Source organism: Variovorax boronicumulans, from assembly GCF_030812215.1.
Taxonomy (GTDB): Bacteria; Pseudomonadota; Gammaproteobacteria; order Burkholderiales; family Burkholderiaceae_C; genus Variovorax; species Variovorax boronicumulans_C.
Genome location: NZ_JAUSSG010000003.1, coordinates 436,511 through 448,915, shown reverse-complemented (window position 1 = coordinate 448,915; position 12,405 = coordinate 436,511). Strand labels below are relative to the sequence as shown.

Annotated in this window: 10 protein-coding genes; 1 reads left to right on the top strand and 9 read right to left on the bottom strand. The window is 66.5% G+C overall.

Features of this window, described 5'->3' with window-relative positions; genetic code table 11:
- Window positions 1-9: 9 nt before the first annotated feature.
- Window positions 10-759 carry an EAL domain-containing protein gene (locus J2W23_RS11280; protein ID WP_176659697.1) on the bottom strand — a complete coding sequence of 250 codons (750 nt, stop codon included), beginning with the start codon at window positions 757-759 and terminating at the stop codon, window positions 10-12.
- A 306-nt stretch (window positions 760-1,065) separates the two neighbouring features.
- On the opposite strand from J2W23_RS11280, the gene J2W23_RS11275 reads away from it, so the two are divergent.
- Window positions 1,066-1,890, top strand: coding sequence for a hypothetical protein (locus J2W23_RS11275; RefSeq protein ID WP_307648774.1), 825 nt, complete (start codon window positions 1,066-1,068; stop codon window positions 1,888-1,890).
- Between the two features lie 27 nt (window positions 1,891-1,917).
- Here the strand turns inward: J2W23_RS11275 and J2W23_RS11270 are convergent, their stop codons facing one another.
- From J2W23_RS11270 to xdhB, 8 genes are all read right to left on the bottom strand, one after another.
- Window positions 1,918-2,295, bottom strand: a complete 378-nt coding sequence (locus J2W23_RS11270; RefSeq protein ID WP_307648773.1) for a hypothetical protein — start codon at window positions 2,293-2,295, stop codon at window positions 1,918-1,920.
- Between the two features lie 72 nt (window positions 2,296-2,367).
- Window positions 2,368-3,540, bottom strand: a complete 1,173-nt coding sequence (locus J2W23_RS11265; protein ID WP_176659695.1) for a BMP family ABC transporter substrate-binding protein — start codon at window positions 3,538-3,540, stop codon at window positions 2,368-2,370.
- Between the two features lie 51 nt (window positions 3,541-3,591).
- Window positions 3,592-4,512: an ABC transporter permease gene (locus tag J2W23_RS11260; protein ID WP_176659694.1), complete on the bottom strand. Its 921-nt coding sequence runs from the start codon at window positions 4,510-4,512 to the stop codon at window positions 3,592-3,594.
- A gap of 1 nt (window position 4,513) precedes the next feature.
- A complete protein-coding gene (locus J2W23_RS11255; RefSeq protein ID WP_307648772.1) occupies window positions 4,514-5,656 on the bottom strand; it encodes an ABC transporter permease in 1,143 nt (380 codons plus the stop codon).
- Window positions 5,649-7,226 (bottom strand): ABC transporter ATP-binding protein, encoded by a 1,578-nt coding sequence (locus J2W23_RS11250; protein WP_307648771.1) that lies wholly within the window; start codon window positions 7,224-7,226, stop codon window positions 5,649-5,651. Before J2W23_RS11250 ends, J2W23_RS11255 begins: the two co-directional genes overlap by 8 nt.
- A 99-nt stretch (window positions 7,227-7,325) precedes the next feature.
- The gene (locus J2W23_RS11245; protein ID WP_373423918.1) at window positions 7,326-8,726 is read right to left on the bottom strand and encodes an NCS2 family permease; all 1,401 of its coding nucleotides are present in this window, start codon (window positions 8,724-8,726) and stop codon (window positions 7,326-7,328) included.
- Window positions 8,727-8,801: 75 nt separating this feature from the next.
- Window positions 8,802-9,791, bottom strand: coding sequence for a LysR family transcriptional regulator (locus J2W23_RS11240; protein ID WP_176659691.1), 990 nt, complete (start codon window positions 9,789-9,791; stop codon window positions 8,802-8,804).
- 162 nt (window positions 9,792-9,953) lie between these two features.
- The gene (gene xdhB / locus J2W23_RS11235) at window positions 9,954-12,404 is read right to left on the bottom strand and encodes a xanthine dehydrogenase molybdopterin binding subunit (protein WP_307648770.1); all 2,451 of its coding nucleotides are present in this window, start codon (window positions 12,402-12,404) and stop codon (window positions 9,954-9,956) included.
- Window position 12,405: the final 1 nt, after the last annotated feature.

The following is a 12,405-nucleotide window of genomic DNA, read 5'->3' as shown; positions in this document are numbered from 1 at the left end:
CCCGCCCCGTCAGGCGGTGCCCCATGCCACGGGCGGCAAGGCGGCAATGGCGGGCCTTGCGAAGAAGTAGCCCTGGAACAGGTCGACGCCGAGCGCATGAAGGGTGCCGACCTCTTCCGGTATTTCGACGCCTTCGGCAATCACCCGGATGTTCAGTTCGCCGCAGGTGGCGACGAAGCCTCTCACGATGGCCAGCCGGACCGGGTCTGCATGGATGTTCCGCACCAGGCTCATGTCGATCTTCAAGACGTCGGGCTGGAACACGGCGAGCATTCCGAAGCCGGCATAGGCGGCGCCGAAATCGTCGATGGCCGAGGTGAAGCCGTGGCGCCTGAAGTCCTGGAAGACGGCCGCGAGTCCGGGCAGGTCGATCGTCCGCTCGCCCTCGGTGACCTCGAACATCAGGCGGTTCACCGGAAAATTGCAATGCTGCGCGGCCGCCATGGCGGTGCGAAAGCACTCGGGCCGACCGGCCACATCGTTGGGCAGCACGTTGAGGCTGAGCCTGGATGCCATGCCCAGCCCCGCCGCCATCTCGATGGCCTTCACGCGGCAGGCTTCGTGAAACGCGAAGCGCTGCGAGGCGTCGATGCCGGCGAGCACCTCCGTGGCGCCTTGTCCGGAGAGGCCGCGCACCAGCGCTTCATGCGCAAAGATTTCGCGCCGCGCGACATCCACGATCGGCTGGAACGCCATGGTGAACGACGAGCCGAAACCGGGAAAGCAGGCATCGGCGAGGTTGTGGGCTGTCGCGGACATGGGACTCGCGGTTGGGAAGGAAGGCGTTCTGGCGGGAGTGCGGGGCGACCACTGTAAGCGTTTTTTTACTTCCGGCGGTCGCGCTTGCGCACCGGGTCGCAGCAGCATCGTGCCGCAGGGGAGCTTCGAACTCGTCGACAGCGGAAATCGTGGTCGCGGGCCAGCGCACCGGCAAGCGGTAGACACCAAAGTTTGCGTGACCTATGGCACTGGTGAACATGGGTACTCCCGCGCCATAGTTCGGCGCGCCCGGAGGCGAATCCAAACCTCCGGGCTTCTTTTTAGAACAAAGAGGGAAGCTCATTCATGAACGCAAGATTTGTACTGGCGGCTGTGGCTGCTGCAACGCTGGCCGCCTGTGGCGGAGGCGGTGATGGTGGTGGCGGATTTCCGGCCGTGCCGGTTGTACCGATCGGCCCACCAGCCCCGGCCCCGGCCCCAGCGCCAGCCCCCGCACCGGCCCCCAACCCCGACAACACATCCTCCGCAGCCTGTTTCAACGAAGCCGACCTGCACGAGGGCACCACAGCGGTGGTGGAACTGGACGTCACCGCCAAGGACCAGACCTTCAAGCAGCGCGTGACCACCGTCACCCGCACCCGCGAGTCCTTCGCCGATGCGAACCCGGTGCGGCTGCTGCGCACCACCTTCAACTACTTCAACAACTCCGAAGGAACGGACCGGCAGTACATCGATTTCGTGGACGGCAAGATCCTGCGTTACGGCTCCCGCAACGGCGGCGAAGGCGCCGACCCTGCGCTCGGCACCAACACCAACGTGCCGACGTTCGCGATGCCCGTCATGTCGCCGGGTCAGGCGCTGGAGTTGAACTACGTGGTCAAGTCCGTGAGCGGCGCGAATGGCGAGATCCGGAACGAGCAGCCGATCTCGGGAACGGACACCTACGTCGGGCGCGAGACCCTCACGACGCCGATGGGCTCGTTCAGCGCCTGCAAGTTCTCGGGCATCACGCGCGTGCGGCAAGTGGACGGGACAGACCTCATCCAGAACCAGGACAACTGGATTGCCGCCGACGGCCCCTACCGCGGCCAGATGCTCAAGCTGGTGACACGCATCGGCGAGGACGTCGGCACGATCATCGCGACGCAGATCACCTACACGCCGAAATAAAACACGCGCCGCCGCCTGCCCTTGTGCTCAGGGGCAGACGAGCTCCGTCTTCGACGCCGCGCACAGCCGGGCCACCTCGGCTTTCGACAGGAACTCCGTCGCGAGGCTGTTGAGCATCAGCACGGCGGGATAGAGGCGCGCGTCCTGCGGGTTCGCGCGATACGCCTTCTGCAGCAGCTGCTGGCCCGCCTTGTTGCAGTTCTTGCGCTGCATGCGGTTGATTTCCTTGTCGCGCGCGGAGCCGTCGCCGTTGAACTCGCCCGCGAAGTGAAAGCACATCTCGGTGTCGGAGACGGCCTTCTGCAGGGCTTGCTCGTCCTTCGAGAATCTTGCGGGTCCGGCGGCAAACGACAGCGAGGCCGACAGCAGTGCGGCACCTGCGGCAATGAACATCATCGGCTTCATGGTGCGAATCTCCTCCTCGAATGAAAAAAGGGCCGCCCTGGGCGACCCTTTCCTTCTGCATCGCCGAAGCGATTACTTCTTGTCGCCGCCCGGCACCTTGCCTTCCACGCCTTTGACGTAGAAGTTGATGCCCGTCAGGAACTTGTCGTCGGCCACCGCGTCCTTGGCGACCACTTCCTTGCCGTCCTGGCCGAGGATGGGGCCCTTCCAGATCACGAAGCTGCCGTCCTTCAGGCCCTTCTTCACTTCCTCGACCTTGGCCTTGGTTTCGGCCGGCACGTCCTCGGCGATCGAGACGAGGTCGATGGCGCCTTCCTTCACGCCCCACCAGGCCTGGCCGGTCGTCCACTTGCCGTCGAGCGCGTCCTGCGTGGCCTTGATGTAGTACGGCGCCCAGTTGATGGTGGCCGAGCCCAGGTGGGCCTTGGGACCGTAGGCGGTCATGTCCGAATCCCAGCCGAAGGCGCGCTTGCCCTTTTCCTGTGCGGTCTTGAGCACGGCGGGCGAGTCGGTGTTCTGGAACAGGACGTCGGCGCCGCCGTTGATGAGCGCGGTGGCCGCTTCGGTTTCCTTCGGCGGGCTGAACCATTCGTTGACCCACACGACCTTGGTGGTGATCTTCGGGTTGACCGACTGAGCGCCCAGCGTGAAGCTGTTGATGTTGCGCAGCACTTCGGGAATCGGCACCGAGCCGACGACGCCCAGCGTGTTGCTCTTGGTCATGGCACCGGCAATCACGCCGGCCATGTACGCGCCTTCGTAGGTGCGGCTGTCGTAGGTGCGCATGTTGTCGGCGGTCTTGTAGCCGGTGGCATGCTCGAACTTCACATCCTTGCTGTCGTTGGCGACCTTGAGCATCGGTTCCATGTAGCCGAAGGTGGTGCCGAAGATCAGCTTGTTGCCCTGGCCGACCATGTCGCGGAACACGCGCTCGGCGTCGGCGCCTTCGGGCACGCTCTCGACGAAGGTGGTCTTGATCTTGTCGCCGAATTCCTTCTCGAGGGCCTTCCGGCCGTTGTCGTGCGCGAAGGTCCAGCCGCCGTCGCCCACCGGGCCGATGTATGCGAATGCGATGTTGAGCGGCGCTGCAGGCGCCGGCGCGGCGGCCGCGGGTGCCGGGGCGGGCGCGGGGGCCGCGGCCGGTGCTGCCGCTTCTTCTTTCTTGCCGCAGCCGATCAGGGCCGCCGAAGCGACCGCCGTGAGGGCGGCCAGCTTGAGCAGGGAGCGCTTGTTCAGATCATTCATTGTCGGAAATCCTCAAAAAAGGACGGGTTGGCGGGAAAACGAAAAACGCGATTATGAGCCGGGGTAGAACGGTTTCCCTATGGAAGCCGGCATGTTGATGCGGATGAACGCGGGGTTGCGCGAGATCAGCGCCAGCACCACGATCGGCGCGATGTACTGCAGCATGCTGAGGAACTGGGGCGGCACGTCGACGCCGCTGCTCTGCAGGTGGAAACCCAGCATCGAAACGCCGCCGAAGAGGTAGGCGCCCAGCAGCACGCGAATCGGCCGCCAGGTGGCGAAGGTGGTGAGCGCCAATGCGATCCAGCCGCGGCCCGCGACCATGCCTTCGACCCACAGGGGCGTGTAGACGGTCGAGAGGTACGCGCCGGCCAGCCCGCAGAGCGCGCCGCCCGCGATCACCGCCATGAAGCGGATGCGCCGCACCGGATAGCCGAGCGCATGCGCCGACTCGGGCGATTCGCCGACCGAGCGCAGCACGAGGCCGGCGCGCGTGCGGTACAGGAACCAGATGAGCCCGAAGGTCAGCACCACCGCGAAGTACACCATCGGGTGATGGCGAAAGAGCGCGGGGCCGACGAGCGGGATGTCGGCCAGCACCGGGATCGCGTAGGTCGCGCTTTCGGGCAGCTTGGCCTGCACGAAGTTGATGCCGGCGAAGGCCGAGAAACCGACGCCGAACAAGCTGAGCGCCAGTCCGGTTGCGTACTGGTTGGTGTTGAGCCAGATCACCAGCACGCCGAAGAACGCGGCGAGCAAGGCGCCCGCTGCCATGCCGGCCAGGAAGCCGAGCCAGGGGTTGTGCGTGGTGACCACCGTCGCGAAGCCCGCGATGGCGGCGCACAGCATGATGCCCTCGGCACCGAGGTTGACGATGCCGGCCTTCTCGTTGATGAGGAGGCCCAGCGCGGCGATCGCCAGGACGGTGCCGGCGCTCAGCGTGGAGCCCAGAAGGAGTGCGTAGCTGTCCATTTCAGAGGGCTCCTTCGGAGGAACGCGTGACCGGCGCGGTCAGTGGCGTGCTGGCTTGCAGCGAGCTCGTGGTCAGCACGGCCTTCGCGGCGGCCTTGCGGCGGATGCGGTACGCGATGAGCGTGTCGCAGGCCAGCAGCGTGAAGAGCAGCAGCCCCTGGAACACGCCGGTGAGCGACTTCGGCAGGCCCAGGCGCGACTGCGCGAGCTCGCCGCCGATATAGAACATGCTCATGAGGATGGCCGAGAACACCATGCCCACCGGATGCAGCCGCCCGACGAAGGCCACGATGATGGCCGCGAAGCCGTAGCCGGCCGGCACATACGGCGTGAGCTGGCCGAGCGGCCCGGCGACCTCCAGCGCGCCGGCGAGACCCGCCGCGCCGCCCGAGGTGAGCAGCGCGATCCACACCGCGCGCCGTGCCGAAAAGCCCGCATAGCGCGCCGCCGCGGGTGCGAGGCCGCCGACCTGCTGCGCAAAACCCGCCCGCGTTCGGAACAGGAACACCCACAGTGCACCGACGCCCACGAGCGCGATGATCAACCCGATGCTCACGCGCGAGCCCTTGAAGAGCCGCGGAATCTGCGTGACCGCCTCGAAGGTCTTGGACTGCGGGAAGTTGTAGCCCTGCGGGTCTTTCCAGGGGCCGAAGACCATGTAGCTCAGCAGCAGCGTGGCCACGTAGACCAGCATCAGGCTCACGAGGATTTCGTTGGCGTTGAACTTGTCGCGCAGGAACGCCACGATGCCCGCCCACACCATGCCGCCGAGCGTGCCCGCCACGAGGATGGCGACGACGATCCACGAGCCCGTGTTCTTGTCGGCCAGGAGCGCCACGCCGCCCGCGACGATGGCGCCGAACACGAACTGCCCTTCGGCGCCGATGTTCCACACGTTGGAGCGAAAGCACACCGCAAGGCCGAGCGCGATGATGAGCAGCGGCGTCGCCTTGATCATCAGTTCGCCGAGCGCATAGCCGCTCTTGATGGGCTCGTAGAAGAACACCATGAGGCCCTTGACCGGGTCCTTGCCGAGCGCGGCAAACAGCGCCACGCCGATCAGCACCGTGATGAGCAGCGCCAGGATCGGTGACGCAAAAGTCCAGAAGCGCGAAAGCTCCGGGCGGGGTTCGAGCTTAAGCATGGGCCGCCTCCTTGTTCCACAGGCCGCTCATCCATTCGCCGATCTGCGGCAGCGTGGCCGCGGCGCGGTCGATGGAGGGCGAGAGCCGCCCCTTGGCGATCACGTGCAGGCGGTCGCTGATGTCGAACAGCTCGTCGAGCTCTTCGCTCACCACCAGCACCGCGCAGCCGGCATCGCGCAGCGCGAGGATTTCGCCACGGATGAGCGCGGCCGCGCCCACGTCCACGCCCCAGGTGGGTTGCGAGACGATGAAGAGCTTGGGGTTGGCGTCGATCTCGCGGCCGACGATGAATTTCTGCAGGTTGCCGCCCGAGAGCGAACGCGCCGCGGCATTCGGGCCGCCGGCCTTGACGTTGAAGCGCTCGATGATTCCCTTGGCGTGCTTTTCGAGCGCCGAAGTGCGGATCCAGCCGCCCTTGCCCACCGCATTGCTGCGCGTGAGCAGCAGGTTGTGCGCGAGCCCCAGCGTGGGCACCGCGCCGCGGCCGAGGCGCTCCTCGGGCACGAAGTGCAGACCCAATGCCCGGCGTTTGCGAGGACCAAGACTGCCCGACTCGACGCCTGCGATGCGAATCGACGAATGCTTGACCCGTTCATCGAGGTCGTCCAGCTTGTTCCTGAATGCCCAGGTCTTAAAGGCCGGATTACCCGACCTGATGTCTTCGCCGGACAGCGCGTACAGCAGCTCACGCTGTCCATTCCCAGACACACCCGCAATGCCGACGACCTCACCGGACTGGACTGTCAGAGAGATCCCGTGGAGGTCTACGCCAAACTGGTCTTCGCGCGGCAACGAGAGATCGGAGACCTCCAACACAGCCGCCCCTCGTTTGGAAGGCCGGTGCTGCAACGGCGGCGGCTCGCTGCCGATCATCAGCCGCGAGAGCGATTCGTTGCTCTCGTTCTGCGGATTGCACACGCCCGTGACCTTGCCGCCGCGCAGCACCGTGCAGGCGGTGCACAGCTCGCGGATCTCGTGCAGCTTGTGGCTGATGTAGAGGATGCTGCAGCCTTCCGACGCCAGCTTGTTGAGCACCGTGAAGAGCTTGATGACGGCCTGCGGCGTGAGCACGGAGGTCGGCTCGTCCAGGATCAGGAGCTTGGGGTTGGTGAGCAGCGCACGGATGATTTCCACCCGCTGCATTTCGCCCACCGACAGCGTGTGCACCGGGCGCGAGGGGTCGATGTCCAGCCCGTACTCACTGGCCTTGGCGGTGATGCTGCGGGCCACTTCGGCCAGTTGCAGCGATTTGTCGAGGCCCAGCCACACGTTCTCGGCCACGGTGAGGGTGTCGAACAGGCTGAAGTGCTGGAACACCATGCTGATGCCCAGCGCCCTCGCCTGCTGCGGGTTGCGCAGGGTGACAGCCTGGCCATCGAAGGTGACGGTGCCTTCGTCGGGTTTCACCGAGCCGTAGATGATCTTCATCAGCGTCGATTTGCCCGCGCCGTTCTCGCCGAGAACGGCATGGATTTCGCCGGGGGCAACGGCCAGCGAGATGTCGCTGTTGGCCACCACCGCGGGATACCGCTTGGTGATGTGCGCGAGCTGGAGTCGGGGGGTTGTCATGCCGGGTTTCGTGGGTTTGTCTCGTTCAAAGCAACAACGCTGGGACAGCTATCAGTTTAATAGCGTCCCAGCAACCATCGGCGCCCGACGGCGCTCGGCTCAGTGTCCGCCGATGTAGGCGAACTTGAACAGGAAGATCGCCGCGATCACCCACACCATCGCATGCACTTCCCGTGCCCGGCCGGTGCAGAGCTTGAGCACCGCGTAGGTGATGAAGCCGAAGGCCAGGCCGTTGGCGATCGAGTAGGTGAAGGGCATGGCCAGCGCGGTCACGGCGGCAGGGATGACTTCGGTGGTGTCTTCCCAGTCCAGCTCGACCAGGTCGCGCAGCATGAGGCAGCCCACGAAGAGCAGCGCCGGCGCGGTGGCGTAGGCCGGCACCGAGCCCGCGAGCGGCGAGATCATGAGGCAGGCCAGGAACATCGCCGCCACCACCACGGCCGTGAGGCCGGTGCGGCCGCCGGCTTGCACGCCGGCCGCGCTTTCCACGTACGCCGTGGTGCTCGAAGTGCCGAGCAGCGAGCCCGCGAAGATGGCGCCGCTGTCGGCCAGGAGCGCCTTGTTCATGCGCTCCATCTTGCCGGGCACCAGGAGGCCCGCGCGCTTGGCCACGCCCATCAGCGTGCCGGTGGCGTCGAACATCTCGACCAGGAAGAACACCAGCACCACGTTCAGGATGCCGCCCTTCAAAGCACCGAGGATGTCCAGCTGCATGAAGGTGGGCGCGATCGACGGCGGTGCATCGAACACGCCATGGAACTTGTTGCCGCCGAAGAAGAACGACAGCACCGTCACCAGCAGGATCCCGATGAGGATCGCGCCGCGCACCTTGAGCTTGTCCAGCGCCACGATGACCAGGAAGCCCAGCGTGGCCAGCACCACCGGCGCCGAGTGCAGGTCGCCCAGCGTGACGAAGGTGGCGGGCGATGCGGCGACGACGCCAGCGCTCTTCAATGCGATGAGCGCAAGGAACATGCCGATGCCCACCGTGATCGCCGTTCGCAGCGACTGCGGTATGCCCGCAATGAACAGCTCCCGCAACCCGGTGACCGTGACGATGAGGAACAGGCACCCCGAGATGAACACCGCGCCCAGCGCGACCTGCCACGTGTAGCCCATGCCCAGCACCACCACGTAGGCGAAGTAGGCGTTCAGGCCCATGCCCGGCGCCATGGCGATCGGGTAGTTGGCGTACAGGCCCATGATCAGCGTGCCCAGCGCAGCGATGAGGCAGGTGGCCACGAAGACCGCGCCCTTGGGCATGCCCGCGTCGCCGAGGATCGTCGGGTTCACGAAGATGATGTAGGCCATCGTGAGGAAGGTGGTGAGCCCCGCGATGACCTCGGTGCGCACCGTCGTGTTGTGCGCACTGAGCTTGAACATGCGCTCAAGCAGACCCGAGCCGCTTGCGCTGCCCACAGCCGCACGCGGACGTGCGGACTCGACATGCCCCGGGGTGTGGGGCTCGGCGCCTTTGGGCGCCTGTTCCAACGTACTCATTTCGCTTGTCTCCAGCTGTTGTAGTGGCGGTTTCATCGTTGCCCCGCTCACGACGCCGGCGCGAACGGGGGTTTCTCAGGGGTCCGGGGTTTCAGGGGCGGCGGATGGGCGGGCCGCGCCGGATATCGCGGAAACCGGAGGCCGCAGCGACGCCGCCACCTCCTTGATGCATTCGCGGAGCCACCGCGCCGAGCTCGACGAATGGGTGCGTTCGTGCCAGAGCTGGTAGTACATGAGGCGCGGCAGCGCCACCGGGCAGTCGAGGATCTTCACCGGCAGCCGCGCGGCGAAACGCTCGCAATACTGGCGGCCGGTGGTGAGCACCAAGAGGCTCGAGGCCACCATGTCGGGAATGAGGCTGAAATGCGCGCAGCGCGCGGTGATGTTGCGCTGCCGGCCCAGCTCGTCGAGCATCTGGTCGATGATGCCGCGCCCGCCCGGGTGCATGGGCGTGGGCGCGATGTGCTCGGCCGCGAGCCAGGTCTCCAGGTCCCAGCCGCGGCGCACCGCCGGATGGTCCTGGTTGACCAGCGACACCACCTCGTCGCCGAAGAGCCGCGCCATGTGCAGGTCTTCCGGGGGCTTCCGCCAGTTGCCGATCACCAGGTCGACCTGCCCGAGCGCCAGGTGCCCGTGGTAGTCGGAGTCGGGCGAGAGCGCGTGGATCTCGATCTGGCAGAGCGGCGCCTCGCGCTTGACGTGCGCGACCAGCATCGGCAGGAAGAGCGGGTCCATGTAGTCGCTCGCCGCGATGCGGAAGGTGGTGGCCGCCGACTGCGGCTCGAAGCCGCGCGCATCGGAGAACAGCATCTCGGCCGCACGCAGGATGCTGGCCGCGGGCTCGATCATCCGAAGCCCCGCATCGGTGGGCACCATGCCCGAGCCCGAACGCACCAGCAGCGGATCGCCCGAGAGTTCGCGCAGGCGCTTGAGCGCCGCCGAGACGGCCGGCTGGTACATCCCCAGGCGAATGGCGGCGCGCGAGACGCTGCGGTCGGTCAACACGGTGTGAAGCACCCGGATCAAATGGAGATCGATCTTGTCGAAAAGCGCTTGGTCACGCATGTGGCTCCCCCCCAGTCTTCGCGCACTTCGTGTCGCTTCGCCAACCCCCTACCGGGGGCAACACCTGCGGCCCGGCAAAGCCGGTTCCGCGGTGTTTCGCGAAGGGGATCAGGGCGTAGGGCATTGGGATGACTTTGGACATGCGCCAAAGTCTACGAGTGACTATGCGGACTGGACAGCGGTGATGGCACGAAGGATCGATTCGCTCGTGGCGGGCGCCTTCAGCGGCGGATCGGTCCGATGTCCACCGGCCGCCGACACCGCATCGCGGATCGCGAAGAACACCGAGAACGGCAGCAGCAGCGGCGGCTCGCCCACGGCCTTGCTGCGGTGGATCGAGTCCTCGAAGTTCTGGCCTTCGAACAGGCGCACGTTGAAGACAGGCGGGCAGTCGTTGGCGGTCGGGATCTTGTAGGTGCTCGGCGCGTGCGTGGTGAGCTTGCCGCTTTGCGGATGCCACACCAGCTCCTCGGTCGTGAGCCAGCCCATGCCCTGGATGAAGGCGCCTTCGACCTGGCCGATGTCCACGGCCGGGTTCAGCGACTTGCCCGCGTCGTGCAGGATGTCGGCGCGCAGCAGCTTCCATTCGCCGGTGAGCGTGTCGACGACCACTTCGCTCACCGCCGCGCCATAGGCGTAGTAGTAGAACGGGCGGCCCTGCATCTTGTCCTTGTCCCAGCTCAGTCCAGGCGTGGCGTAGAAGCCGTCGGACCAGAGTTGCTTGCGGTCGAGGTAGGCCTCGCCCACCACGGTGCTGAAGGCCAGCGACTTGCCGTTGACCTCGACCTTGTCGTTGGCGAAACGCACCGCGCTCGCCTTGCCGCCGTGGCGCTCCGCCGCGCTCTCGGCGAGGCGCTCGCGGATCTGCCGTGCCGCATCCTGCGCAGCCTTGCCGTTGAGGTCGGCGCCGGTCGATGCGGCCGTGGCCGAGGTGTTCGCCACCTTGGTGGTGTCAGTCGCGGTGACGCGCACGCGCTCGAAGCTCACGCCCAGCTCGTGCGCCACCACCTGCGCCACCTTGGTGTTGAGGCCCTGCCCCATCTCGGTTCCGCCGTGGTTCACGAGGATCGAGCCGTCGGTGTACACATGCACCAGCGCGCCGGCCTGGTTGAAGTGCTTCACATTGAACGAGATGCCGAACTTCAGCGGTGCCAACGCCAGGCCCCGCTTGAGCACCGAGCTCTTCTTGTTGAAGGCCGCGATCTCCTCGCGCCGCGCGCGGTAGTCGCTGCTGGCCTCCAGCTCGGCCACGAGTTCGTGGACGATGTTGTCGGTCACAGTCTGGCGGTACGGCGTGACGTTGTTCTCCGCCTTGCCGTAGAAGTTGACCCGCCGCACGTCGAGCGGATCTCGCTTCAACTCGCGCGCCACCGAATCCATGATGTTCTCGATGGCGATGGCGCCCTGCGGGCCGCCGAAGCCGCGGAACGCGGTGTTGCTCTGCGTGTTGGTCTTGCCCGAGAAGCCGTGCATCGCCACGTTGGGCAGCCAGTAGGCGTTGTCGAAGTGGCAGAGCGCGCGCGTCATCACCGGGCCCGAGAGGTCGGCCGAGTGGCCGGCGCGCGAGACCATGGTGATCTCCGCGCCGAGGATGCGGCCTTCGTCGTCGAACCCCACGTCGTACTCGTACCAGAAGCAGTGGCGCCGGCCGGTGATCATGAAGTCGTCGTCGCGGTCCAGCCGCAGCTTCACCGGGCGCTGCAGTTGCCGCGCCGCGATGGCCGCCACACACGCGAAGATGGCCGACTGCGATTCCTTGCCGCCGAAGCCGCCGCCCATGCGCCGGCATTCGACATGCACTTCGTTCGACTGCAGATGAAGCGCATGCGCCACCAGGTGCTGCATCTCGCTCGGGTGCTGCGTGGAGCAGTGGATGTGCAGCGCGCCGCCTTCCTTCGGAATGGCGTAGCTGATCTGGCCTTCCAGATAGAACTGCTCCTGTCCGCCCACGTCGAGCGTGGCCTTGTGGCGATGCGGCGCCTTGGCGATGGCGGCGCGCACGGCCGCCTCGTCGCCTTCGTTGGCGCTGCCGCCGCTGCGCACGATGTGCATCGGCGGCACGACGTACTGGCCGCGCGCATGCGCGTCCTGCGGCGTGATGACAGGCGGTTGCGCTTCGATGGTCAGCGCATCTTTCGCTTTCGAGGCGGCGCGGCGCGCGGCCTCGCGCGTCTCGGCGATCACCGCGAACACGGGCTGGCCAAGGTAGCGGATCTCGCCGCCGTCGTTCACCGGCAACAGGATCGGGTCGTCGTGAATGATCGAGCCGCAGTCGTTGGTGCCTGGGATGTCGTCGGCCGTCAGCACCGTCACCACGCCGGGCATCGCGCGGATCGCGTCGAGCGACAGCGCCGTCACGCGGCCGCTGGCCACGGGCGAGAGGCCGAGCGCGCAATGCAGCGTGCCGGCGATTTCGGGAATGTCGTCGATGTAGGTCGCTTCGCCGGCCACATGCAGGTGCGCCGATTCGTGCGGCCGGCTGATGCCGACGCGTGCGCCCAGGTCGTGCGCGACGGCTTCGGCTGCGGGGTCGATGCGCGCGGCGGTGTTCTTCAGGTAATCGGCAAAGGCCTCGGCGGGCTGCAGCAGGCGGGCGTCGATGGGTTTGTTCATG

Bases quoted from the DNA above. Each gene is read 5' to 3' on its own strand.
- J2W23_RS11280 (WP_176659697.1), bottom strand. From the start codon at position 759: ATGTCCGCGACAGCCCACAACCTCGCCGATGCCTGCTTTCCCGGTTTC.
- J2W23_RS11275 (WP_307648774.1), top strand. From the start codon at position 1,066: ATGAACGCAAGATTTGTACTGGCGGCTGTGGCTGCTGCAACGCTGGCC.
- J2W23_RS11270 (WP_307648773.1), bottom strand. From the start codon at position 2,295: ATGAAGCCGATGATGTTCATTGCCGCAGGTGCCGCACTGCTGTCGGCC.
- J2W23_RS11265 (WP_176659695.1), bottom strand. From the start codon at position 3,540: ATGAATGATCTGAACAAGCGCTCCCTGCTCAAGCTGGCCGCCCTCACG.
- J2W23_RS11260 (WP_176659694.1), bottom strand. From the start codon at position 4,512: ATGGACAGCTACGCACTCCTTCTGGGCTCCACGCTGAGCGCCGGCACC.
- J2W23_RS11255 (WP_307648772.1), bottom strand. From the start codon at position 5,656: ATGCTTAAGCTCGAACCCCGCCCGGAGCTTTCGCGCTTCTGGACTTTT.
- J2W23_RS11250 (WP_307648771.1), bottom strand. From the start codon at position 7,226: ATGACAACCCCCCGACTCCAGCTCGCGCACATCACCAAGCGGTATCCC.
- J2W23_RS11245 (WP_373423918.1), bottom strand. From the start codon at position 8,726: ATGAGTACGTTGGAACAGGCGCCCAAAGGCGCCGAGCCCCACACCCCG.
- J2W23_RS11240 (WP_176659691.1), bottom strand. From the start codon at position 9,791: ATGCGTGACCAAGCGCTTTTCGACAAGATCGATCTCCATTTGATCCGG.
- xdhB (WP_307648770.1), bottom strand. From the start codon at position 12,404: ATGAACAAACCCATCGACGCCCGCCTGCTGCAGCCCGCCGAGGCCTTT.